This is a genomic window from Paenibacillus sp. JT31N11 (genome assembly GCF_056269285.1).
Genome location: NZ_JBWDNQ010000010.1, coordinates 266,043 through 290,230, shown reverse-complemented (window position 1 = coordinate 290,230; position 24,188 = coordinate 266,043). Strand labels below are relative to the sequence as shown.

General features: G+C 50.9%; 24 protein-coding genes and 1 rRNA gene. 2 read left to right on the top strand and 23 right to left on the bottom strand.

Annotated features, from left to right (window positions below):
* Positions 1-110 (bottom strand): 16S ribosomal RNA (locus AC0YNV_RS28770); the annotation flags it as partial.
* Positions 111-545: 435 nt separating this feature from the next.
* Positions 546-1,427 (bottom strand): nucleotidyltransferase-like protein, encoded by an 882-nt coding sequence (locus tag AC0YNV_RS28765; RefSeq protein ID WP_475771094.1) that lies wholly within the window; start codon positions 1,425-1,427, stop codon positions 546-548.
* A 137-nt stretch (positions 1,428-1,564) separates the two neighbouring features.
* Here AC0YNV_RS28765 and AC0YNV_RS28760 point away from each other — a divergent pair, with 137 nt between their 5' ends.
* Positions 1,565-1,936 carry a YgzB family protein gene (locus AC0YNV_RS28760; RefSeq protein WP_475771093.1) on the top strand — a complete coding sequence of 124 codons (372 nt, stop codon included), beginning with the start codon at positions 1,565-1,567 and terminating at the stop codon, positions 1,934-1,936.
* A gap of 81 nt (positions 1,937-2,017) precedes the next feature.
* On the opposite strand, the gene AC0YNV_RS28755 is transcribed toward AC0YNV_RS28760, so the two are convergent.
* From AC0YNV_RS28755 to gatC, 6 genes are all read right to left on the bottom strand, one after another.
* Positions 2,018-3,745: a glycosyl hydrolase family 18 protein gene (locus tag AC0YNV_RS28755; protein WP_475771092.1), complete on the bottom strand. Its 1,728-nt coding sequence runs from the start codon at positions 3,743-3,745 to the stop codon at positions 2,018-2,020.
* Positions 3,746-3,896: 151 nt separating this feature from the next.
* A complete protein-coding gene (locus AC0YNV_RS28750) occupies positions 3,897-4,328 on the bottom strand; it encodes a Fur family transcriptional regulator (RefSeq protein WP_210046129.1) in 432 nt (143 codons plus the stop codon).
* A gap of 78 nt (positions 4,329-4,406) precedes the next feature.
* A complete protein-coding gene (locus AC0YNV_RS28745; RefSeq protein WP_475771091.1) occupies positions 4,407-6,416 on the bottom strand; it encodes a DUF4097 family beta strand repeat-containing protein in 2,010 nt (669 codons plus the stop codon).
* A gap of 244 nt (positions 6,417-6,660) precedes the next feature.
* Positions 6,661-8,103: an Asp-tRNA(Asn)/Glu-tRNA(Gln) amidotransferase subunit GatB gene (gatB, locus tag AC0YNV_RS28740; RefSeq protein WP_210046127.1), complete on the bottom strand. Its 1,443-nt coding sequence runs from the start codon at positions 8,101-8,103 to the stop codon at positions 6,661-6,663.
* 35 nt (positions 8,104-8,138) lie between these two features.
* Complete coding sequence (gatA, locus tag AC0YNV_RS28735) at positions 8,139-9,596, bottom strand: Asp-tRNA(Asn)/Glu-tRNA(Gln) amidotransferase subunit GatA (protein WP_475771090.1); 1,458 nt, start codon at positions 9,594-9,596, stop codon at positions 8,139-8,141.
* A gap of 67 nt (positions 9,597-9,663) precedes the next feature.
* Positions 9,664-9,951: an Asp-tRNA(Asn)/Glu-tRNA(Gln) amidotransferase subunit GatC gene (gatC, locus tag AC0YNV_RS28730; RefSeq protein WP_210046125.1), complete on the bottom strand. Its 288-nt coding sequence runs from the start codon at positions 9,949-9,951 to the stop codon at positions 9,664-9,666.
* Positions 9,952-10,219: 268 nt separating this feature from the next.
* On the opposite strand from gatC, the gene AC0YNV_RS28725 reads away from it, so the two are divergent.
* Positions 10,220-11,059: a hypothetical protein gene (locus tag AC0YNV_RS28725; RefSeq protein WP_475771089.1), complete on the top strand. Its 840-nt coding sequence runs from the start codon at positions 10,220-10,222 to the stop codon at positions 11,057-11,059.
* A gap of 100 nt (positions 11,060-11,159) precedes the next feature.
* Here AC0YNV_RS28725 and AC0YNV_RS28720 read toward each other — a convergent pair whose 3' ends face one another.
* From AC0YNV_RS28720 to AC0YNV_RS28650, 15 genes are all read right to left on the bottom strand, one after another.
* Positions 11,160-11,540, bottom strand: coding sequence for an ATPase (locus AC0YNV_RS28720; protein WP_210046123.1), 381 nt, complete (start codon positions 11,538-11,540; stop codon positions 11,160-11,162).
* A 157-nt stretch (positions 11,541-11,697) separates the two neighbouring features.
* Complete coding sequence (locus AC0YNV_RS28715; RefSeq protein WP_475771088.1) at positions 11,698-12,570, bottom strand: AraC family transcriptional regulator; 873 nt, start codon at positions 12,568-12,570, stop codon at positions 11,698-11,700.
* Positions 12,571-12,636: 66 nt separating this feature from the next.
* Complete coding sequence (locus tag AC0YNV_RS28710) at positions 12,637-13,725, bottom strand: Gfo/Idh/MocA family protein (protein WP_475771087.1); 1,089 nt, start codon at positions 13,723-13,725, stop codon at positions 12,637-12,639.
* Positions 13,726-13,743: 18 nt separating this feature from the next.
* Positions 13,744-14,508: a sugar phosphate isomerase/epimerase family protein gene (locus tag AC0YNV_RS28705; protein ID WP_475771086.1), complete on the bottom strand. Its 765-nt coding sequence runs from the start codon at positions 14,506-14,508 to the stop codon at positions 13,744-13,746.
* A gap of 84 nt (positions 14,509-14,592) precedes the next feature.
* Entirely contained in the window at positions 14,593-15,759 is a 1,167-nt protein-coding gene (locus AC0YNV_RS28700; RefSeq protein WP_210046120.1) for a Gfo/Idh/MocA family protein, read from the bottom strand.
* Positions 15,756-16,664 (bottom strand): sugar phosphate isomerase/epimerase family protein, encoded by a 909-nt coding sequence (locus AC0YNV_RS28695; RefSeq protein WP_475771110.1) that lies wholly within the window; start codon positions 16,662-16,664, stop codon positions 15,756-15,758. Before AC0YNV_RS28695 ends, AC0YNV_RS28700 begins: the two co-directional genes overlap by 4 nt.
* A gap of 481 nt (positions 16,665-17,145) precedes the next feature.
* Positions 17,146-18,366 (bottom strand): M24 family metallopeptidase, encoded by a 1,221-nt coding sequence (locus AC0YNV_RS28690; protein WP_475771085.1) that lies wholly within the window; start codon positions 18,364-18,366, stop codon positions 17,146-17,148.
* A gap of 189 nt (positions 18,367-18,555) precedes the next feature.
* Positions 18,556-19,041 (bottom strand): hypothetical protein, encoded by a 486-nt coding sequence (locus AC0YNV_RS28685; RefSeq protein WP_475771084.1) that lies wholly within the window; start codon positions 19,039-19,041, stop codon positions 18,556-18,558.
* A 57-nt stretch (positions 19,042-19,098) separates the two neighbouring features.
* Positions 19,099-19,524 carry a hypothetical protein gene (locus AC0YNV_RS28680; protein WP_475771083.1) on the bottom strand — a complete coding sequence of 142 codons (426 nt, stop codon included), beginning with the start codon at positions 19,522-19,524 and terminating at the stop codon, positions 19,099-19,101.
* Positions 19,521-19,652 carry a hypothetical protein gene (locus AC0YNV_RS28675; RefSeq protein ID WP_475771082.1) on the bottom strand — a complete coding sequence of 44 codons (132 nt, stop codon included), beginning with the start codon at positions 19,650-19,652 and terminating at the stop codon, positions 19,521-19,523. The genes AC0YNV_RS28680 and AC0YNV_RS28675 overlap by 4 nt, the downstream gene beginning before the upstream one ends.
* A gap of 75 nt (positions 19,653-19,727) precedes the next feature.
* Positions 19,728-19,880 (bottom strand): hypothetical protein, encoded by a 153-nt coding sequence (locus AC0YNV_RS28670; protein ID WP_210046116.1) that lies wholly within the window; start codon positions 19,878-19,880, stop codon positions 19,728-19,730.
* A gap of 37 nt (positions 19,881-19,917) precedes the next feature.
* Positions 19,918-20,799, bottom strand: coding sequence for a hypothetical protein (locus tag AC0YNV_RS28665; RefSeq protein ID WP_475771081.1), 882 nt, complete (start codon positions 20,797-20,799; stop codon positions 19,918-19,920).
* 226 nt (positions 20,800-21,025) lie between these two features.
* Positions 21,026-21,961, bottom strand: a complete 936-nt coding sequence (locus AC0YNV_RS28660) for a type II secretion system F family protein (RefSeq protein ID WP_210046114.1) — start codon at positions 21,959-21,961, stop codon at positions 21,026-21,028.
* The gene (locus tag AC0YNV_RS28655) at positions 21,958-23,358 is read right to left on the bottom strand and encodes an ATPase, T2SS/T4P/T4SS family (protein ID WP_475771080.1); all 1,401 of its coding nucleotides are present in this window, start codon (positions 23,356-23,358) and stop codon (positions 21,958-21,960) included. The genes AC0YNV_RS28660 and AC0YNV_RS28655 overlap by 4 nt, the downstream gene beginning before the upstream one ends.
* Positions 23,358-24,188: a P-loop NTPase family protein gene (locus AC0YNV_RS28650; protein WP_475771109.1), complete on the bottom strand. Its 831-nt coding sequence runs from the start codon at positions 24,186-24,188 to the stop codon at positions 23,358-23,360. The genes AC0YNV_RS28655 and AC0YNV_RS28650 overlap by 1 nt, the downstream gene beginning before the upstream one ends.

Sequence of the window (24,188 nt, the reverse complement as noted above, 5' to 3'; positions counted from 1 at the left end):
GTCCGCCGCTAACCCCGTTGAAAGCAAGCTTTCAACGAAATCCGCTCGACTTGCATGTATTAGGCACGCCGCCAGCGTTCGTCCTGAGCCAGGATCAAACTCTCCATAAAAGAGATCCGAAGATCTCGTGACTTACAGATAAGCTAAAACAGCTCATTCTTTAAAACCTGTTTGACAGGTCGCTCATTGTTCAGTTTTCAAAGAACAAATGCTTCATTCTTGCAGGCGCCGCAAGGCTTTCCTGCTTCGTAAGCTCTCGTCGTTCGCTTCAGCGGCGACTTGATTAATATATCACATCCGCCTAGCTCATTGCAAGTACTTTTTTTATTTTAATTTTTGTTGCTCCATCCAACCAAAAAGGTTGTTCCGGAGGCGATAATAAATAATCTATCATAGATGGCTTTAACAAGTCAATAGATTTCTCATGGCAACTATTCTCCTTGATAAGGCCACTTTGAAGTGCCGTTCCACGCGAATGACAGAATAAAAAAGAACGTCCTCTCATAATGGGCGTTCTTCATTCATTTAGTGTTGATGGGGAACTTCTACTTGGCCGCTTCGCAACGGTAGCGTAGCTCCAATGCATCAATATCGCCGGAGGGCGGTAAAACTGCGACTTCGCGGATATATCCGCGTATGACCAGCTTTTGAAGCAGCAGCGATAAATCGATATGCAAATCAGTGAGCAGTGGATGAAGCTGAAGATCCATGACACTCCATGGTTCCTCACGGCTCATCAGAATGGTGAACAACAGCTCACAGCATGATTTCATTTTGTTCATAACAGAGAATTCGCAAGCGAGCAGAACCAGCTTCACACGCTGTTCCAATGTCTCCGGACTGATGGTCAATTCTTCATAAAGCTTATAAATGCCGGGGTTAAACCGACGCATCTGCCTCCATACGGTAAGCTCGGGATGAATCCCGGCTTCTATTAGTGCGATATGTGCCCAATGGTGAAGCGCTGATAAGATATGACCGTATGCATCAAGCATATTATTATCTTTCAGATCCTGCTTTGCCTGAAGATAGGTACGAATGAAGCCAGAAAATTCGACCAGCTGCTTCCTCTCCCGCAGCGAAGCTGGAAAATCCAATATGGTTTCCCTGATTTGCAGCAAATAGTTGTCTCGATCCAACAGGATATCCCCCCGAACGAGCCATTGTATGATACTGCGGTTCTCTCCGCCTGAGAGCCATTGCTCCAGAACAGCAGGGCTGACTGTGCGAATTTGTACACGTTCCCCTTCATAGCTGACATGAGACGTTTCCCCGGATGGCGATGTCTCTGTCAGGACGGCAAGCAGCAGCAGATCAAGGCCGTCAATAAGCGGGTTATACGGAAACGGATTGTCGATGGCAAGCAAGCTGAGTAAGCGCTTATCCTGCTCGAACCAGGTTTTGAAATGTTCTTTTATACGCTCCACATCTATCCCCCGTATAGCTTCAAACCTCTATTTGAGCTATAATGATTTCGCACGTTTAATTATGTTCGACAATACCTGTCCGGTTTCCTGCCTGTTCGTGAGAAATCGTGCTAAAAGTGCGAGAAAGGATCTGAAATATGTTTGCAAAATCCAGTAAAATTAATGAGTTTAGGCTTTGGGGACTATTACTAACCTTAATCGGGATGGGTCTTATGATTCTGGGGACGGCCGGTATTGTATTTTGGGGACAAGCCGGCAAAATATTTGCAGGGGTTTTTATGGTTATCGGCATGATCGCGATGCTCGTCAGCGTCGGCATTTACTTCTGGGCTGGCATGCTGTCGACAAGCGCTGTCATTCTGACTTGCCCGGAATGCGGAAGACAGACCAAGATGCTCGGTAAAACCGATCGCTGCATGTTTTGCAAAACGATGATTACTCTTGATCCGGATAAAGCCACGCATATGCCAAGCGAATTTGAAGAAGCTCCTGAGCAGCCTCAACCTTAACTCGCAAAAACACGCCCCGATCACAGCTTCAGCCGTGATCGGGGCGTGTCTTTATTAGATGCATGGTATTTTATTAAGGAATTAAGGCAGTTTTGTTAAGGATTGATGAATCACTTGCCATATATCATCTGACTGAAAGGCTCTTTGCCAGGTCGCTACACCAGCCAGATTATATTTCTTCGCCAGTGCGACACGGGCCTGTACCGATAACGCATCTTCGATCCAGATCCGCTTCAATGCGCCATCTTCCGTATATTCCACATAATGCTGTCCCGCTTTGCCATCCAGTACTGGCTTCAGCTTGCGCTCGGCGATGATTTTTTGTACAGCTTCCATTCCAAGCGCCTTGGAGCTTACTTTGACAGCTCCGCTCTTATCTTTGGTTTCTGACCAGACACGCGCATAGAGCGGCATTCCCAGAACGACCTTGCCTGGTGGAACCTTATCCTCTTCCAGAATACGGGTAAGCGATTGCTCCACCCAAGGAAGGGAAGCGACTGATCCCGATGTTGGACTTGAAGCCCAATGCTCGTCATAAGCCATAACCATCATATAGTCAACGACTTTGCCCAGCGCAGCACGATCGAGAAATAGCGACCACAGCTCACTATTGGATTTGGGAGTTACATCGATCGAAACCACAACTCCCTCCTCGTGAAGCAAGGGGGTCAGTTCCCGGACAAATTGAACGAGATTGGCTTTATCGACTGTCGCCACACTCTCGAAGTCCAGATTGATGCCCTGCAGCTTGTACATTTGGACGTAGGCGAGCAGCTGCTGAATCATCTTGAAGCGAGTATCCGCGCTCGAAAGCGCTTTGGTTGTCCGCTCCGCTTCAAATCCATTGCTGAATAAGGCCCATACCTGCATCCCTTTCTTATGGGCCCAGTCCACATATACGGGATCAGCCTTGCTTTGAATTTGCCCATCTCCATTCAACAATTCAAACCACGATGGGCTGACGACATTAACGCCCGGCATGTCCGGAATATTGGCAGGATTGGGCGTTTTCTGATAGACTGCTTCCCAGGTCATATTGACTTTACTGCCGACGACCTTCCAAGCAACAAAGGGCTCCTCGGCTTTTATCTGTTCTGTTTTCTCCACTTCTGTTAGCGAAACATCCTTCTTGGCTACGTATCCGACAATTCCATTTTCGCTTTGAGCCCGGTACCAGCCCTTCTCCTCATCCCACAAACGGACATCACCTTGTGCCGGAAGTTCCTGCACTATGGGAGCGCGAATCGTGGGCTCATTACGAATCTCCGTACCCTTTTCGGCGACTGCCCGTTGAACGGCATCACCGGCACGCAAAACAGTGACGACACCGGTTTCTTGGTTATATTCCACTTTAATGCCGTAAAGCTCTTCTAATGGAGTTATTGGAATATAAACCAGCTTATCCTTCAGTTCCGCTGCTACTCTTAGATCGTAAGGCTTGCTGTTGATGGTTGCCGTTAACACATTTGTCTTGAGGCGCAATACCTTATCCGTATTGGTAAGCACAATGGAACCGGTTTTCTCTTCGTAATATACAGCTTCCTTGAGCGCCAGATTCTCTTGAATGAAGGGCAATGGCAATTTGACGGCATCTCCATCGACAACAGCACCCGCCCCCATGACCTGCCCCTTATATATAATCGGATTAGGTGAACCGTAATCCGGCTTGATTTCCTCGCTGTTTGGCACAAAACGCTGCCATCCGAACCACATGCCAATCCCTGCTGCCAATATTCCGCTAATGAGTACAAGCCATCTCAGCGAACCGCCTTCACGCCGCCTTCGAGTGCGGATCCTAACCGTTTCCACGTTTATGATTCCCTCCTGCCGGTATTTATAAAAATCAAATAAAAACGTGCAGTAAGGCGAGTTGTCTCTACCCCTGCACGTTATGACATAATTAATAATCGGCTGAAGAGCCGCATGTTATGATGAAGACTTTATTTCCAAATAAAATGGACTAATTCGCAGGCTTGCAGCAATCGGCGCATTGTCCGTAAATTTCCATACGATGCCCCTCAACCCGAAAACCCGTTTCCCTGGAGGCTGCTTCCTCTACTTCGGTCAATGGCGGGTAATCAAAATCAACAATTTTTCCGCAGGAACGGCAAATGGCATGATAATGTTCGGATAAATCAGCGTCAAACCGACTTGAGTCGTCGCCGTAGGTCAGCTCCCGCACGAGCCCGGCATCAACAAATAAACGCAAATTGTTGTATATCGTCGCTACGCTCATACTCGGATAAGCGGGTGAGAGTGATTTGTAAATCTCATCAGCTGTCGGATGTGTAATGGAAGCCATCAGAAAACTCAAGATCGCATGACGCTGGGGGGTCATACGTACGCCGGTACTTTTCAGCTGTTCCAGTGCTTGCTCAACGGTCGTGCCCATGCCCTTCACGTCCTTTCTGCTTCGTTAGAACCATTGTACGTGCTTGCTTTTCATTTTGTCAATGAACAGGGGATCAAATTAAGGGGTATAGTGGTTTATTTCTATGCTGCTGTTTGCATCAATATTAATCCGATAGGTCGCTTCGCCGATGTCGCCGGTTATTGTTTTTTCCTTGGCATCCAGCGGCAGATCTGTGGAAACATTCCCGAAGGTAACCGAGCCGTTCACTGAATAGTCGCCGTCAGCCGGAATAAAAATATTAATAATGCCAATGGAACTGTCAATATTCCAATTTCCACCAACGGTCGAACTGTGTATCAGTATATCGCCATTAAGCGTATCGGCTTTGACCGCGGCTTCGGCTTCATTGATGGTGATTCCTCCATTTTTGGTTCCGGCATCGATATAGCCTGTAATATGGCCAAGATCGATATTACCGCTGAGGGTGGAGCTTTCCACATCTCCATGAATCCGCTCTGCTTTGACAGCGCCGTTGTAGGTTTGTAGTTGAAGGAGCCCATAGCTGTCCGTTACATTTATGCCGCCATTCCTCGTCTCGGCATTGATTGGACCCGTTACATCTGCAATCACGATTTCACCAATCGTCAGTTTGACGACCAATCCGCCCGAAAGAACCAGCCCGGTAACATCGACCGAACCATTATCGACTTGAATGCTGATCTCGGTTTGAACCGCTTTGGTGTCTGAATCTGCTCCATTATCGTTCTGGTTTTGCTCATCATTCGGCGGATCAGCAGATTGCTGATTTTCCAATATCGCACTATCCGGTAGGACTGCTGCATTACTCTGGGTGCCATCCATTTCAGAAAAAGGAGGGATATCTCCTATAATGTTATTCAATGATTGCTGCTCATTGCTTTCTATTATAGACGAGTCATCAAGCGCTGAAGTTTCAAAATTTTCGTCAGAAGTCGGTTCTACGGTTTGTATCGGCAGTTGACCAATATGAGAATCCTCCGGTATCGTTATTGTTAGATTCATTCTTGGCGCAAGCGCCCCATTATCTCCGAACTTCTGGCCTTTTGCGTCAATTTTCAGCTTGCTGTCACCGCTTATCTCCACATTGGAATTCTCCGCCACTTGATCGGCTTGCTGCTTATCCTCCATATCAACCCAAACTACAGTCTCAAGGGTTAATTCACTGACCTTTCCTTTTTTAAGCAAAACCTTCCCGTTGTGATTATTAATGGAGATGGACGAGGTTTCCTCGTTTATGGGAACTGCGAGTATTTCCTTCTCGTATTTGAAGCCTTTTTCTTCGCCGTAACCGTTCATCCCTGATATATTGACCTTGAAATTATCCAGCCAGCTGAACGGCATGGCGGAATAATGCGTGATGCCATAGGCTGTGACCGCAATGATCAAGGCCAGAAAGGTACCGCCAATGTCAAAGGACAGACGCCTGCCGCCTGTTCGGGGAACCAGGCTCAAAATCACGACTTCGATCCCCAATAAAATAAAAACGGCCGGCCACCATTGTCCAAGCAGTTCAATATCGTTTCTTCCGCGGAATTGATCGGACAAAAGCATGCCGCCTACGACAATAATAACAATCGCTGCGGTAATCCGGCCCATTTTGAACATCTCTTGCCGTTTCCTGAGCGCCAGCACGGCTGCAAGCACAATAAGACCAATGCCCGGCGCAAAGGTCCCAACCGCATCAACCCATGGAATCAGCATCGAAGGAGCACGTACCAGCCCCAGCAAAAGCGTGCCCACTGCAATGATCGCAACGCCCTGAAACCAGGCTAACGCCCCTGAACGCTGCGGCTCCTGAAGCTGCCCCTCAACCGGGTTACGCAGCTTGACCGATTGCTGAAGGGTGTCAAATACGCTGAAAAACCAAAATAATGGAAGCGCCATGCCCAGATACACAAGCAGCAGCGCAAATTTGCCTCCGCTGTCATCCGCGAATCGAATCATGGCCACTATGTCTGTCAGCGTGCCAGTCAGCAGCAGCAGCCCTCTCAAATGCAGGCCAAGTGCCAGATGTCCCGCTCCCGGGATGAGAAATGCGAACAACGGCGCCAGTTTTCGATAAGGGTTTTTATTATCTGTTTGCAGCATCTTGGCACCGCCTCCTGTCCTTGGCTCATGGCTTTCCTTAAGAGCATCTCAAACTTTCCTCTTTCTTATAATAACCTATATTGTAACATATTCTATTTGGTGAGATTTGAAACAATTGCCCAGTCACGAAGTAACAACTGCCATCCCTCCCGGCAATTTGAATTCAAACAGAGGGCTATTCCAGCGCATTTATTTCAAAATCTTAAATAAAAAAGCAGGACCCCTTCGGCCCTGCCTTAACACACTATTGATTTAACCGCTCCTGCAGCAGCTTGTTGACAAGCGCCGGGTTCGCTTTACCTTTGGTTTCTTTCATGACTTGACCAACAAGGAAGCCGATTGCTTTATCCTTGCCTGCCTTGAAATCCTCGACAGATTGCGGATTCGCTTCAACGATCCGGTTAACCACTTCGGCAATCGCGCCTTCGTCGCTGATTTGGACGAGTCCCTGCTCCTCAACGATCTGCTGCGGGCGTTTTCCGCTCTCCAGCATTGCTTTGAAGACGGTTTTGGCGATTTTGCTGCTGATCGTACCCTTTTCCATAAGCCCGATCATCTCGCCAAGCCCTTGGCCTGTGATTTTCACCCCGTCCAGCTCCAGTCCATTGGCATTCAGGTACCCAAGCAGATCCCCCATAATCCAGTTTGCGACCGCTTTGGCATCCTTGGTATAAACCAGGCTCTCCTCAAAGAAATCGGCAACCTTCTTGGAGGAAGTAATCACCTCGGCATCGTAGGACGGTAGTCCGTACTCCGCTGTGTACCGTGCCTTCCGGGCATCCGGAAGCTCCGGAATCGAAGCGCGGACGCGCTCTTTCCACTCTTCGTCGATATGCATTTGGACCAGGTCGGGATCCGGAAAATACCGGTAATCATGCGCTTCTTCTTTGCTCCGCATGGTGAAGGTTTTCCCCTGTGCTTCGTCCCAGCGCCGCGTCTCCTGGACGACTTTGCCGCCGCTGTCCAGCACATCGGCCTGGCGCATCTGCTCATATTCCAGCCCGCGCTGAACGCCGCGGAACGAGTTCATGTTCTTCAGCTCCGCTCTCGTGCCGAATTCCTCCTGGTCGTAAGGACGGATACTGATGTTGGCATCGCAGCGCAGCGAGCCTTCCTCCATCTTCACGTCGGATACATCGCAGTAGAGCATAATGGCCTTCAGCTTCTCCAAATAAGCTTTCGCTTCCTCAGGCGTGCGGATATCCGGCTCGGAGACGATCTCTACAAGCGGCGTACCGACACGGTTGAAGTCTACCAAAGAGGCAAACCCGCCATCGACGTGAGTCAGCTTGCCGGCATCCTCTTCCAAATGAAGACGGGTAATGCCGATGCGCTTGGTCTTGCCATTCACTTCAATATCAATCCATCCATGTTCGCCGACCGGCTGGTCGAACTGGGAGATTTGATATGCTTTTGGCGAATCCGGGTAGAAATAGTTCTTGCGGTCGAATTTGCTTATGTCGGCAATCCGGCAGTTGAGCGCCATCGCTGCTTTCATCGCATATTCCAGTGCCTGGCGGTTGAGCACCGGCAGCACACCGGGATGTCCGAGACAGACCGGACAGGTATGGGTATTCGGCGGGGCGCCGAATGATGTGGAGCAGCCGCAGAAGATTTTCGTCTTCGTATGCAGCTCGACGTGCACCTCCAGCCCAACTACTGTTTCATATTTGTTTGGTTCGTACATTCCTAAGCCCCTCCTGCTTTCTATACTACGCTGCTTTATAGCGGCGGACGCTGTTTGTGATGATCCGTATGCTGCTCGTAGGCATGCGCGGCGCGGAGCACCGTGCTCTCATCGAAAGCTTTTCCTATGATTTGCAGCCCGATCGGCAGCCCGTCAGCGAAGCCGCATGGCACGCTGATAGCCGGAATGCCGGCCAAGCTGACCGGGATCGTACATATATCGTTCAAATACATCGTTAGCGGATCGCCAACCTGCTCGCCGATGCGGAATGCAGGCGTTGGAGCTGTTGGTCCGATAATGAGATCATAGTTCTCAAACACCTTGTCAAAATCCTGCTTGATCAACGTACGCACCTTCTGCGCCTTCAAATAATAGGCGTCATAATAGCCGGAGCTGAGCGCATAGGTTCCAAGCATGATGCGGCGCTTTACTTCAGGCCCGAAGCCTTGGCTGCGCGACTTGCGGTACAAATCCACCAGATTGTCCGGATTATCGGTCCGTACCCCATAGCGAACGCCGTCAAAGCGGGCCAGGTTGGATGAAGCCTCCGATGAAGCCAGCAGATAGTAGGTTGCCACAGCGTATTCCGTATGCGGAAGGGAAACTTCCTCCCACGTTGCGCCAAGGCTCTCGAACTGCTTGAGGGCCGCCAGAACGGCTTCCTTCACCTTCGGATCAATGCCTGCTCCCAAATATTCCTTGGGAACACCGATGCGCAGCCCTTTTACGTCTCCGCTCAACTGGCCTACGTAATCCGGTATATCCACCTTGGCCGAGGTTGAGTCAGACGGATCGTAGCCTGCGATAGCCTGCAGGACATACGCCGAATCCTCGACGTTCTTCGTCAGCGGCCCGATTTGATCCAATGACGAAGCAAAGGCAACAAGCCCGAAACGCGAAACCAGTCCATAAGTCGGCTTAAGACCGACAATCCCGCAATAGGCGGCTGGCTGACGGATTGATCCGCCTGTATCGGAGCCCAGTGAGAAGTATACCTGTCCCGAGGCAACCGAAGCTGCGGAGCCGCCGCTGGATCCTCCGGGAACATGGTCCGTATTCCATGGATTTCTCGTCGGATAGAAGCTGGAATTTTCATTCGAGCCTCCCATGGCGAATTCATCCATATTCAGCTTGCCGATCGTAACGGATTGCGCAGCTTTAAGCTTCTTCACAGCCGTCGCATCGTAAATGGGATCATAATTGCTCAGAAATTGACTGGCGCACGTCGTGAGCAATCCTTCGGTTACGATATTATCCTTAATTCCTGCCGGCAGCCCGAACAGGAGTCCGCGTTCTCCGCCGCCCTGCAGCTGCTTGTCCATCTCATCAGCAGACCTGCGCGCTTCTTCCTCATTAAGGGTCAGGAATGCCTGTATGGAAGCATCCGTCTGTGCGATCCTCTGGTAGGACGCATCCACCAGCTCGCGGACAGACAGCTCTTTTCCGGTTAGTTGATTATGTATTTCCTGTAGGCGTTGATCAAAAAGTGCCAACAGTCGTTCCTCCCCTCATCATTGGCCGCATTCTCTTGCCGTACGCACATGCGGCGCCCTGGTCATTTTATTCGAGTACCGCCGGCACTTTAAATTGTCCATCTTCATCGTCCGGCGCGTTTTTCAATGCGGTCTCTACGCTAACGGATGGCTTCACTACATCTTCCCTCATTACATTAATGACAGGAAGCACATGGCTGGTCGGTTCAACATTGTCGGTATTGAGTTCATTCAGCTTTTCCGCGTATTTTAAAATCGCGTTCATTTGCCCGGTGAACTGCTCCTTCTCCTGCGCAGACAGCTCCAGCCTGGCCAAATTGGCGACATGCTCGACATCTTTAAGCGTAATGCTCATGGGGAGCGCCCCTCCTTTTATGGTCCTATTGCTCACATTCTTTCTATTATAGCGTATGACACAGCCCAAACTCAATGGATTCGCTGATGCTTGACTCCTTCGCCGCAATTGCCTTGCCAGGATACCAGTATGAAGAAAGCTTCATATTGCGTTAAGGTTGTTTTTACATTGATTTCATTTCCAATTAAGGTTAGATGTACATAATGAACTCTGCAGCCGGTTACTGACTTGGCTGGGCATGAACCAAAAACTGTAAGGAGGAAGCAAAATGAAGAAAGTCATGAAAGCAGTCGGAATTACGGCTGCCCTGGCGGTTATGATACCGCTCAGCGCTTATGCTGCCACAACTAACACAGGAGCCTCATCAACAGGCACAGATACTGCAGCACAAACAAGACCGGCCGACGGTGATTTCGGGAAAGGTCCAAGGCCGGAATTCAAAGGCGGGATGGGCGGAATGCTCGACCAATCCGTGCTTGATCAGCTGAAGCTCGATAAAACGGCGCTGCTAACGAAAATTAAGGAAGGCAAAACGCTTAATGAGATTGCCGAGGAGCAAGGTGTAACGCGGGACGCGCTAAAAGAAGCGCTCACGGACGCTTTTACGAAGAAGCAGGAAGAACAAAAGCAGAAATTCACTGAAAACCTGGACAAGGTCATTGACAGCAAACTGAAGGACCAACCCGGAAGCGGAATCCATCCTGGTAGCAAGTTCGGCCTAGAGCGGGATCTTAGCCCTATCGCGACAGCGCTGGGCCTGACCAATGAAGAGCTGATGACCTCGTTAAAAGGCGGAAAATCGATCACTGATCTGGCGGCAGAAAAAAGCGTGGATGTGCAGACCTTGGTCGATGCGCAAAAAGCCGCGTTCGTTGAGAAAATCAACAAAGGGCTGACAGAGGGCAAAATCACCCAGGAGCAGGCTGATAAAATGATTGCGAACGCGGCGGCCAGAGCCGAAGATATCGTAAACGGCAAAGGCTTTGGCAGAGGCGACAAAGGCCCCCGGCCGGATGGCCATGGAGCCGACAAGGCCAAAACCGAAAAGGCTAAACACGATAACGCCAAAACAAGCGAGACCGCAACAGACAGTGCAGCAGCCGGTTGAGATGGATTAAATCTATTCAGACATGCAGTGTTTGCTTTTGTTCAAAAAAACCCGAAAAGCTGCAAAAAGAGCCTCCTTCAGCCGGAGGCTCTCTTTGTTCTTATATCCAAGCTTTCAAATTAACCTGGCGGATAAAATCATCACGGCTTTGGACTTCATTCGCAGTGGTCTCTTCCTCTGCTTCGGCCTCTTCGCCATTCATCAACCGCCGGAACAGGCTTTCGTTATGGGTTGCCAGTGCGAAATCAATCAGCGCCTCGCGTTCGACACGCTCAGCCTCCTGCTGGTAAAGCACTTCTTCCAGCTCGATGTCGGCAGCAGGAACAAAAAAGTTACGATTGGCCTTGGGCACACGAATAATATAGTCAAACGCATTATCCGCATTCCGGTCATAAGCAATTATATATCCATACTCCCCGACTGGGAGGCTCTGTTCAAATGAGTCCGATACGATTACAATTCTAATCCCAAGCTTATGCATCTGCTCCACCTCAGTCTCTAGTAACCTTCAATTTAATATCTATCCTACTAAAAAAAAGAAGAGAAGTCCAATAGAGACTGCACCCATGGGAACATTAAGGATATTCATAAAAAGGATGGGCCAGGTTTTTAACTTTATTGAACTTTCAAAAATGCCTTCAAGCCCGCACGCTCATGGCGATTTCTTTGCGGTACGACTCCGGGCTGCTGCCGACAGCGGCCTTGAATAACCGGCTGAAATGCGCCAAATGAGTAAACCCGACCGAATGGCATACCTCGGATACCGAATGCCCGGGCTCCAGCCGGAAGAGAATTTTAGCCTGATTAATCCGCCTGTTATATAAGTATTTAAACACCGTTGTCCCTGTGACTTCCTTGAACAAGTTGGACAGGTAGGGCTTGGTTAAATGCAGGGCGCCGGCAATATCGTCAAGCGTCAAATCAACATTCATGTAGCAGCTCTCCAAATAGGAGATAACGCCCTGAACGTGATGCTCCTTGTATGACCGATGCTCATAATCCTTCACCGGCTGGCTGCACCAGCCGCGAATCATATGCAGCAACTCCAGGAACCGCATGACAAACCGGTCATACGCTGTAATAGAACGTTGATGGCCCTTGATTTCATACAAGGCATACATATCCGCATACAAGCGCTCCATCTCCCTCTGTTCCTGCGCTGAAAGTGAAATTCGAATATTTCCCAGCTCTTCAAAGGGCTTCAGCAGTAAGGACGCAAGTTCAGGCTGCAGCAATTTATGCACGTAAGCGGGATCAAAATGGATAATGGTACGGATATAAGGCTTATCGGGAGCAGGATTAGGGCGATGCAGCGTCATCCCATGCAGCAGAATAAGATCACCAGGCTGAAGCCTCATGATTTTATCACCGATCAGGTAATTGCAATCCCCCTCCAGAAAATAGTAAATTTCAAAATAACTATGAGAATGAAACTGCACATCCGGTATAGGGTTATCCACCCGATAGCCAAAATCAATCGGCAGCAGCCAAGGCGTTGATGAGAGTGCCAACACAAAAAAACCCCCTTCATATAAGACCTGTTGCAGCATCTTATATGAAGAGTGTATCACGAACCGCTACTCTATGCGCACAGCCATATTTTGAGCAGCAACGCAAAGCTCGGCCGCCTTGAACGCATGCTCCTGCGTCATGGCATTTTCCGTCCGGTTCAGGCAGTCAAGAATAAGCTCGCCGAAGAATGGAAAACCAACCTGTCCTGAAACCGCATAATGGCGTTCCCCTTCTCCATTGACCAGATAAACATGATCCCCCTGCTTGTCACGTGCGATATCGATATATTTGCGAAGCTCGATAAAGCCGTTTGTACCGAGGATGATCGTTCTTCCATCTCCCCATGTCCCAAGACCATCCGGCGTAAACCAGTCTACACGAAAATAATTGGTTGCCCCGTTATCGCCAATTAATGTGGCATCGCCAAAATCCTCAAGCTCCGGAACATCCGGATTATTATAGTTGGCTACCTTGCTGTGGACCACCTTGGCATCCTTGCAGCCGGCAAAAAACAAAAACTGCTCAATCTGATGGCTTCCGATATCGCACAGAATGCCGCCATACTGCTGCTTGCGGAAAAACCAGTCCGGCCGGGACGGCTTGTTCAGCCTGTGCGGTCCGGTTCCAATTACCTGCAGCACGCGTCCGATGGCCCCTTCCTGAATCAGCTTGCCGGCATAGACCGCACTTTCGACATGCAGCCGCTCACTGTAATAAACCATATATTTGCGCCCCGTTGTGGCCACCTTGTCCCTTGCTGCAGCAATTTGCTCCAGGGTGGTGAAGGGTGTCTTATCCGTAAAATAGTCCTTGCCGTGATCCATCACCCGCATGCCAAGCGCAGCGCGCTCAGATGGGATTGCAGCAGCTGCGACAAGTCTTACTTCCGGATCTTCCAAAATAACTTCCGGAGAAGAAGCGGCCTGTGCCTGCGGGTAGGTCTTGATGAACTGTTCCACCTTGGCAGGATCGGCATCATAGACCCATTTCAGTGTCCCGCCGGCTTCGAGCAGACCGTTCGTTTGACCGTATATATGTCCGTGATCCAGTGCCATGGCGGCAAACACAAATTCCCCCGCCTGGCAAACCGGCTTCGGCTTCACGGCCGATACCGGGGCATAATTCATTCCATCTTGTCGGTTAGCGGAAGACATGGCTGCTCACTCCTTTTCTTAGTTGGCCCAATTGCTGAGTGCTCGATAGCTGATCGCCAGGCTTTCAAACGGATCCCCCGGACATGTATCCTGTTCCACCACATACCACTCTACGCCGGTCTCTCTGCAAGCCTCAATAACGGCCGGCCAATCCATATTGCCCTCACCAATCTCAGCAAACACCTGCTTGTCATTCACGATCGCCATATCCTTCAAATGAACGACCTTCATCCGTCCCTCAACCTTGCGGACCCATTTCACCGGATCGGCGCCTCCTGCTTGAACCCAGTACGTGTCCAGTTCAAAGCCGACATGCGCAGCGTCTGTTGAATCCAGCAGCCAGCCAAGACCGGGCTTGCCCTCAAACTTCTCAAATTCAAACTTATGATTATGATAAATCAGCTCAAGACCCGCCTCGGACAGCTTCGCACCGATACCGGACAGAGTACGGGCCATATCCTGATAGCCTGTCAGGCCGGTTCTGAACTCGGAAGGCATTGATCCAAGTCCGACATAACGGCAGTTCCAGGCCTGATGCTCTTTAATAACGGCGTCGATATCATTGAGCAGACGATCATAGGAAACATGAGTCGCACAAATCGTCAAACCATAACGTTGGCACATTTCCCGGACAGCTTCCGGATCAATGGGGCCAATACCGGATACCTGCACGGCCTGATACCCGATCTCCTTGACCTTTTTGAGCGATGCATCCAGATCCTCGGCGGTTTTTGCAAAATCACGCAGTGTATATAATTGAGCGGCTATTTGGCTTTTCTTCATAATGGCAAACACTCCTCAGCTTGATTTTGTCCAATGGGATGGAACGTAAAGCGAGATTAAATACGGCGGATTACGGTAGATGGATTAAAATGTTCCGCTGAGATCGGCAGGCTTGGCTGTCTCCGCACTGGCCTGCTTCTGGAAGCTGGACTCCGCGATACGCTTATTCAGCTCGGCCTCATGCAGATTCTCGTCAAATGGAAGATCGACCCAGCCGTCCAGCCAGGTGGATAGATGCATGGCATTGGAAATCGTCAGCCCGTCAATTCCTTCCTCGCCGGGGGCAACCAGCTGCGCTCCATGCAGCACCGCATCCGTGAAATTCTGGAGGATGCCGGCATGCTCCGGGCTCGGACCTTGAGCGGGGATTTCGAACTTCCATACTTCCGGCGAACCGAAGGAGCTGGTATTGCGTTTATTGAATTCGGTCTCCGATTCACGAAGCCGCCAGAAGGTCATTTTTCCGTCCTCGATGACGATTTTGCCGCGGTCGCCCGACACCTCCAGCCGGTTGGTGCCCGGAGCCTCCGACGTTGCCGTAATAAAGACGCCTGTAGCGCCGTTCTCATATTCCGCGTAGGCCGTCACATCATTCTCCACCTCGATATCGCGGTGCTTGCCCATCTGGCAGAATGCGCGAATCCTTGTCGGCATCATGCCGATGGTCCACTGCCACAGATCAAGCTGATGGGGGCATTGATTGATCAGAACGCCGCCGCCCTCGCCGCCCCAGGTCGCACGCCAGGTTCCGGAATCGTAATAAGCCTGCGAGCGGTACCAGTTCGTAATGATCCAGTTGGTCCGGCGGATTTCCCCGAGCTCTCCGGAGGAGATCAATTCGCGGAGCTTCTGATAGAGCGGATTCATCCGCTGGTTGTAGACGATACCGAATTTTTTGCCGCTCTTCGCGGCAGTTTCATTCATTTCACGCACCTGTTTGACATAGACGCCTGCAGGCTTCTCGATCAGAACATGCATGCCTTTGCCAAAAGCCTTGATCGCTTCCGAAGGATGATCGTAATGCGGAGTGGCCACGATAACCGCATCCACAAGACCGGAATCGATCATTGCCGTTGAATCTTCAAAAACGCTCACACCTTGCAGATGCTCTCTGGCCCAGTCGCGTTTGGACTCGAATCCGTCGCAAACAGCTGTCAGTACGGCGTCTTTAATTTTACCGGCCTGCAGCAAATTGGCGTGCCCCGACCCCATGTTCCCGATCCCGATAATTCCATAACGAAGCTTGCTCATCTGATTTCCTCCATCCATTGATTCATTTGCAGTGCGTATTTGCCTAGCATAGTTCTGGTATCGTAAGTACCGCTAAAATCCTCAAGACCAAACCACCCGTCATATCCCACAAACCGCAGGTCGGCGAGCACCTGCTTCCAAGGGACAACGCCGCTTGCGACCGGCCTCCAGCTGCAGGACCAGTCGATGGGACGCAGCGGGTCTCCCTCGGCTTCCTTCGTCCCGGCCGCAGCCGCAGAATTGGGATGATTCCCGCCGGATGGAAGCCAGCCTGCATTCTTGACATGGACATGCGCAAGATAGGGGCCAAGCAGCTCAAGCCCGAGCCGATAGTTCTCGTAGCCTTCGTAAACCATATTCCCCGGATCGTAGATAACTCCGATTTGATCCGGATTGAAGCCGCTGACAAGCCGGTGTGTGAGCGATGCGCTGGGTACGATCGTATGATGATGTGTTTCTACCAAAGCTTTGATGTTATGCTCCCTTGCCAGCACCTCAACCTCCTGCAAATAAGCGGTGGCTTGAATAAACAGCTCGTTATAGCTGAGCGTGCGGTTATAAGAGGGAACTCCCACTCGCACCATTGATGCATCCAGCTGCTTGGCCAGCCTGAATACCTGCTCCGTGCCTGCCAGATCGCCGCAGCCGATATAGGGGGCAAGAGCAAGCGTTGTACGCCCGTGATTTTTCACTGCCTCGTTGAAGCGGCTAATCTCCGCTTCTGATGCGGCAGGCGAAAGGGTCGACCGGTTATTGCCCCAAAAGGAGGGCTCCTCCAGAGCTATTTCAGCTGAAGTTTCCTTGCAGCGCCACTCTATTCCATCGATTCCCGCCGCCGCCGCTTCCTTGCAGAGCTCCTCAGGGGTAACATCCGGAGTAGCAACTGTAAACACGGAAAGTTTGATCACATGCACTCATCCTCCACTTTCGTGATCCCTGTTGACTGTGGTTTTTGACTTTGAAACTTGATAAACAGGCAGATCGGTACCTGACCACCCTCTCATGCATGTTTTCCGTCCGGCAGGCAGCTGAATTGCATGATTCTAAAATAGTGTGCTGCATCTGCACTCCTTGAAAAAGTAAAGGTTTTCATACCTTTGAAACATTCAAATTCAGAACCCATTGTAGCACATGGAGAGCGGCACGAACGTTCTAATGTCAACTGCATTAACTACAGTCAAACGATCAAGTGAAGTCAGATATCTCAGTTAACATGTATACTGCGGCAGCACTAGATGAGACAAGAAGATAATGGCTTCGCTGCCCACTGGCGGCAAAAAAAATATATAACAGCGAAATTTTTAGATCCTATAGGGTAACTAAAGAGCCTTAAAGGTCAGAACCTTCAAGACTCCTTCAGAATTAATTAATTCTCTCTCAGCGCCATCACAGTATAATCAGCCCTTCAGGAGACTTGGTGAGTGCACGCGGACCGTTCTCTGTAACGAGGTAGCTATTCTCAATTCCAACGACTCCACGTCCTGGAAAGGTGAATTTCGGTTCGACCGCCAAGATCATTCCTGCTTTCAATGGATCGGTAAAACCGCGGGCCAACACAGGCCATTCATCGACCTCCAGCCCAATCCCATGCCCCAGAAATTTCACCTGATCAGAACCGTAGCCCATAAAATGAGCGGATAAACCGCATTCGTCAGCTTGTTCCAATGCCCTGATATAGAGGGCTTCACAGATCGTACCGGGTACCATCAGACGTTCCGTTTCCCGGATAATGGATTCCGAATGGTTATATGCAGCAGCCATATCATCCGGCAGCGAACCGATCACCGCTGTTCGTGTCTGGTCGATAATGTAACCATCGATGCAGCAGCCGACATCTATCAGAATCGGCTCATTGCGTCTGATAGCCCTTAAGCTGACACTCTGCGGGGCGGCTGGGCCGAGCCCCCGTCCGCCGGCTGGCCCGTCGAAGGCGCTGGGTTCAGCCGCCGCTTCTCCGGCGCCAAGCATCCCTGTCATAATTTCCATATTATAGCTGCGCGTACGCATCATGCCCATATGTCCGCGGAGACGGATTTGATATTCGATCCGGGCCATCAGTTCAAGCTCGCTCATCCCTTCTTTCAGATCGCCTACAGCGCTATGGAGAGCTTCCGCGACCGCTTGCGCAGCCGCTTCAATCCGGCCGACCTCCCATGCCGATTTGATCATCCGGACCTGCCGGATGAGCGATGAGCCATCAATCAGTGACATATGGTTACCTTCAGCTTCCAGCTGTGCTGCAAGCCGGACATAGGCCTGTGCAGGAAGAACATCCATTTCTGTGGCGATCCGCCGGGAATCAGCTGCTTCGAATACCGATGGATACCGCTGCCTCAAAGCTGCCCCGAATACACGCATGGAAGGCATTGGCTCCACTTGAACAGCGGATTCCAACTGTGCCCGTGCGATACTCCTCCTGACAAAGAAGGTTGCCGGGCCGTCAGCTGGAATAAAGGCCATGCCAGCCTGCATGGAACCGGTCAAGTAATATAAATCCACATGCTGCGTCACAAGAAAGCCCGAAATGTCCTGTGCCTGCATACGCTGCTGCAGCCGTGTTATCCGTTCATGGAATTCTTCCGGTCCTAGAAACGCTTCCGCCTTCATTCCTATCTCTCCCTGCTATTAGTGATTCTCCCTTTATTATAAGAAGAAACGCAGGCAAACGCTATGCTGCAAAGAAGAACCCGGCAACACGGGTAACTAAATATGAAAAGCATGGTTTGCAAACAAGGAGAATCGGCTCAGGCTATCCTTTTGCGGCAAAGCCGGATTAAAAGAGGAACGGCCTGCCCATCAGCGCGCAACGAGTTCAGCCGTTCCTTTAATGGTCCATTCAATCGGTTCAATAATGTTGAAAATGCGGGGGTATACCATTTTGGCAATGATAACAACGCCCGGACGCTTCAAGGTTACCTCATAATTGTAGAGCGCATTGCGGTATGTGTACGGAAACGAATGATCATCATTAATAATCTCAAAAATGAGCACTTCAACCCGATCCCGTAGAAAGCTCTCCGGCAGCGGCTCTCCATTTGCGTTCAATTGAAGATTGGTCTGCAAATAAAAACCGGCATTCCTGTAAGCTGCCGATTCATCGATATGCAGCCTGCCATCAGCCAGAGCTGCGCGGTCTACCTGCTGCGCGGCAGCATGGGCTGCCCGGTTAACCGCGTGCTTCCCTTGAAACAAGGCGGCCATCGCTACTTCCTCATCCGTCTGCAAGGCCTGCATGACGATCCACACCGTCATCATAAGCATAATCAGCACCATTTTGTACATGTAAGCTTCACCGCTCCTTCACGGGTATACGAATGAAGCGGCAAAGAACCTGCTTCGTTAAGGCACGTATTCACTCATTTTCATTCCGACAGCTCTTAACCTCGTCGATGCTGAAGGTGGAGCAAGTCCGATAAGGCGATCAATCTCGAACAGCCCTTCCACCGGATAGCTGATTGCCAGCGACAGTCCAACCCCTCGTGGCAAAGGGGTTCCCGCATTGGTGGCGTCGTAACCGTTCGTTGAGCTTACTTCAAAGGTAATATCCGAGGACTGCAGGCCATAGCTTGCCAGACGCAGGCGTGATTGCTGCATCATCGTGCTGTCAATATAGCCATGGTCGCCATTGGCCGCGACCTCGAGCATATAATCAACCTCCTGCTGCAGAACGGCCTGCCGGACAATCAGAACATGTTTATAGATCGGCGAGAACATGAACCAGCACAGCATGACGGCAAACAAAATAAATACAAGCAAGCTTTTCACGGACTCAGCCTCCGGATCGAATCGCTCATATGACGGCCTGTCTGGTCAAGCTGAGCATTGGTTCCCTGCTCGCCTCCCGTAATGCTTGTATATAAAACAACGACCACGATAATCAGCAGCACCGACATCAATATTGCCCGTATGCCAGCCACCTCCTTAACATAACAGCATGAAGAGCGAAATGACCGCTTATAGCAGCAAATTTATTGAGGATTGATCGCTCCGATTTTCACATTTGCGGCATTGCCTTGTGTATTGATTTGAGCCTGGGTTCCTGTCGTGTCTTTTGCGATGATGGCATTGAACAGCAGAATAACGACAACCAGCATCATAACCGTCATTAGAATATTACGCATCCTCTCACCTCCTCCAAATAGTCGGCCGGTATTATTGTCATTGGTTTAACGTACTGAAGAGGTTCTGCCCCTCTCTGACCCAGGGATAAATGAAGATTTGAAACGTATACAGAATCGGAATACCTGCGAGCACAAACAGAAAATAAGAGGTCGATTCCTTGCGGCTCTCCTTGGCAAGCTCCAGCTTCTCCTTGTAATCGTTGATCCGGTCCCGGAGCAGGTCGTAATAATGCTCACTCTCATGCAGCCGAAGGGAGTCGATCGTTTCGACAAAGCTTAAGCCCTCCTCCGTGCCGAGCCGCAGCTTGAACCGCCTGAGCGCACCTTCGGCATCGTGATACCACTCGCCCAGCATCACCTGAAGATCAGAGCGCATAGTCCGGGTAAACGGCAGGCAGCGCATCAGCTTGGTATGAATATGCAGCGAGGATCCTGCCAAATACAGCAGCTGATTGCTGATGACATAGATTTCTCCGGTCATCCGCTCCGAACGCGCTTTACAAAAAGCCTCCAGCCAGGGCAGATCCCAAAGCACAAGAATCACAGCTGCAAACAGCATCAGCGGAGCCAAATAACGCGGCAAAACCTCCAAGGGCAAGCAGGAAATCCCGTAAGCGGCAGCAGCCCACACTGGCAGCGCAATCAGAAAGATCCGTCTTGCCAGCATGTACAGTGCAGGATCACCTGTATAGCCGCATCCCGCAAGTACACGCTCCCGTTCCTTGAAGGAAGGTGATGTGCGGCTGAGGCGGACGGCCTCCAGCCACCGCTCGGAGATCCGTTTGTGCTGCCACCGAAAAGCTGCGATGTAGGCGAACCTCGGTCTTCGCACAATCAGCGCTCTGAACAGCGTGTATATGAAAATAAATCCCAGCACATACTGCCCGGTCAGTGCTCCCCAAATAACCAAGCGATCCATTTTTTCATCTCCTAAAAACACATTTTAACTTAGGCTGAAATGCAGCTCCGTAACACCGGTCCTTAGTGTTATGCCAAGACAAATCTTAGTTACGCAAGCTTTCACTTAGCGCTCTGCTTGAGCAAACTCAGCTTGGTAATCATTCATTAATGGCACTGCATAAGAAAAAGCAGATTCACAGGCGTTTATTTTTAACGTTTTGCGTTAGGCAAACCCAGGGCTCCGCTTACATCTTCTTGCGGGAAAGCCATAATCCCATTACAAAGGAAATAAAGATGAGAACGATGGCGTTCAGCAGCAAATCCCGCCCTTTCGGGTCGACAATATAATAGAGATAAGCGGTTTCAGGCGTATAATGAAAATTGATGCCCAGAAACAAGGCCAAAAACAGCACCGGCGAAAAGTTCGCCAACCGAATCTCCAGCAGCTTGTTCCGTTCCTGTTGATTGGCTCTGCGCGCTTTGCGCATATCCGTTATTAAATCCTTCAGATTATCGGCAATCGGATGGCCTTCGGCCAGACCGGCGCGTACAATATTAACGAAATAATCAGCCCACACATGCCCCAGCGAGGCTGCGAAAATCCGCAGGCTGGCCTCATCGTCACCGCGTACCGAGACATTCCGGTACAGCTGCTCAAAGACCGCCTGCATAGGACCAAGAAGCCGCTTCTCATCCACCGTTCGCTGCAGCGCGGTGCGGATTTGCTTGCCGCCGCTGATCAGGCAGCATTGATAGAAGAGCTCCACAGCCGGAAGGAAATCAATGCGCGTCTTCATCTGTTGATGAATAAGCAGCATCCGCAGCAGCGTGTATGGCAGTGCCCCCATCACAGTTCCCAGCAGAATCGTACCTTTAATACTCTGAAAGAGCATAATACCGGCAGTTGAACCCCCAAGCAGCAGGAGCAGCGTCAGGATAAAGATGGTTCCGGGATCGACACGCAGCCGAAGCGATTCCAGCAGCTCGCACATATGCCGGTACAACCGTTCATAACGGGCGAGAAAACGGGCCAACCGCTGTCTGAACTGCTGCTGCTGCCGGTATTGCAGCCGGCTTTGCTGCCGGTGACGGACAAACCACACCTGCAGCAGCTGTCTGAAGCAAATAAACATCATAACAAACAAAGTGATCACAAAGGCAATTAAAGCAAACTTCATCATGGCGCAGCAGCACCATCCTTAGGGGACTCCCCATACCCTGCTCCCAAAGCGCCTTCGGCAGCGGCTATCCTTGCAGCAGCCTTGGGAGAAGGAATATGCGGATATTCCCAAGCACCCGCAGTCTCATTAAAGACTGCCCATTCCCGCACCCGTACCTCGCCATCTGCCCAGCCAAGCTCAGCAAGCCGGACTACCCGCCGCTTGCCCGCAACAAAGCGCATCTCTATCCCGATTTGCGTGACATATTCGGCAATCCGTTTGGTGAGACGCTCGGAATTCATTCCCCGCCCATCCAGCATGCACATATCCGCGATTGCTTCAGGCACATCCTCCAGTGCGTTGGCATGCACGGTCGTCATACTCCCGGAATGCCCGCGGGTGCAGGCTCTTACATAGATATTCGCATCCTCATCACGGATCTCCGCATGAATAATCCGCTGCGGGGATTGCCGGAGCGCCAGCTTGAAGGCCTGTGTTGCATGGTGCAGGTGATCCTCTTCGTCAGCCTCGTATTCCACCGTATTTTTGCTTGGAAAATCACGTCTGAGCATCATTTCATGACGGCCTTCAATCGTGATAATCCGTTCCTCATCCGGCAGTTCCCCGATCATGGCCTTGATGAAATGGGTTTTACCGGAGTTGGTCGGTCCGATAACCACCACATTGAATCTCGCCTTCAGTACAGCAAGCACCATATCGAGGATCTCGCGGCTCATTGTTCCATACTGCGGCTCGCATAAAGCATCCAAATGGAATTTCCGCACGGTGTAGAACCGCAAGGTTAATGTGGGCTGCGAGGTATAACCGTAACCGGTCATCGTGACGCGAGTGCCGTCCCGGAGCATAACCTCCGCCCATCGTTTGCGCGGACTGAAGCGGTCATTGTTATAGAGCACAAGATTCTGCTGGATCCGCTCTACCTCCCGTTCCGACTCGAAGGCATAGGCCGATGGCCGACTGCTGCCATCCCTGACCTCGAATATCCGGGTGCCGACGACCTGGATTTCCTCGAGTCCTTCACGATTGAGCAGGACAAGCTCAAGAACGCTAAGCCCGATGACCTCCGCGAATAAAGCCTCGGCAAGCGAAGAGTAAGGGTGTTGATACCCCGGCAGCTCATGAATGCGCTGGCGCAGCAGACGTTCGGCGATGACCGCCAATATCTGCTCACGCTCTTCCGTGTAGCCAATGACAGCCCGATTCAGTTTTTCATTGTACTGCCGGCGCTCATCCTCCGTAACACCGCGCGGCATGGCCAGGTAGCTGCGGATATCCTCGGCGAGCCGGACAAAATCCTGCTCACCGCCCTGCTTCTCCTCGCTCACACCGGATTGATCCTGTTCAAGCGCTCTTAATTGAGAAGAAAAAGCTGCCGGAGAGAAGCGCCCTTCACTCATCACGTGCTCACCCCGTCCCGATGGGTCAGGAGCTTCCTGTACCATGGCTGTGAATTCAGGCCCGGCCGCCGGGTGAGCCCGTAACGCTGGATAATATGTTTCGCCGGCTGCGCCATCGCCTGCTTGCCCTGCTCATCCGAGATTAACCACTGATCAAGCGTTCCGCTATCGAGCTGTGAGAGCATAGGTCCAGACAATTTCAACTCGCCGAATAAAGGCACGCCAAGCTCATTACAAATCTCCTTCACGTGAAACCCTCCGATTCTTCCTGGTGCATGAATGATGACTGCTTCATATTGATCAGCTGAAATACCATAAAGCGGGGAAAGCTGCTTCAGCCATCGATGTCCGTCCTCCTGAAAATGGGAAAGCGCCCCGGTTGTTGCCACGAGCCTCGTATTGGCACGGCGCAGCGCGCACAAGGTAGCCGCATTGTCCCAGTAAGCCCCCACATCTGCAATGACGATATCGAAGGTTTGCTGAGCCACATCGAGCAAATGATCCACTTCCTCCGAGGTAAAGAACTCCGCCTGATCCCGAAGAACATTGCCGAACAGGACGTGCAGCCCCTCCATGACAGAATGCGTTGCTAGCAGGAGCTTCTCCGAAAGAAGGGATGAAGACCTAAGCTCCGGCCTCAGAGAATCCAGAGTTTCTACCGGATTGTCCACACCCAGGTAGCGATGGGACTTGGCGCTTTTCAAATTCAGACACAAGAAGCCTACTGAGGTCTTGGTATCCTCGGCTATCCGGCAGGCGGCTGCAAGCGCCGCTATCGACGTTCCGATATTGGGGGTTGTTCCCACAAAAGTGATAAGCGGTGATGGCAT